We start from the raw sequence: 297 nt of genomic DNA, 5'->3' as shown, positions 1-297 counted from the left end.
GTATCGTTGCTCCTGATAACTTGATAGCTGTACTTACTTTATTAGGAGAGATTTGTTTTATTAAAAATGCAGCGGCAGTACCTGTAAAAGAACCATATGCAATACCTTCCAAAATTCTTGCAGCATAGAGCATCCAAACATCAAAACTGCCTTGAAAGAGCAACGTAGAGGCAATAGAAATCCATATACTGCTGCGAAGCACCCTCTTCAATCCCCAGGCGCTCCCTTTGGCTCCTACAACTAACAAGGTCGGCAGTAGGATAGCGGCATAAACGGCAAACAAAATCGTAATTTGCA

Annotated in this window: 1 protein-coding gene; it reads right to left on the bottom strand. The window is 42.1% G+C overall.

The annotated features are described in order from the left end of the window. A partial coding sequence (locus KW850_RS32825) for an MFS transporter (RefSeq protein WP_218351738.1) occupies positions 1 to 297 on the bottom strand: 297 nt, incomplete at both ends.

The organism is Bacillus sp. sid0103, assembly GCF_019219025.1.
This window is presented reverse-complemented; position numbering and strand designations above follow the sequence as displayed.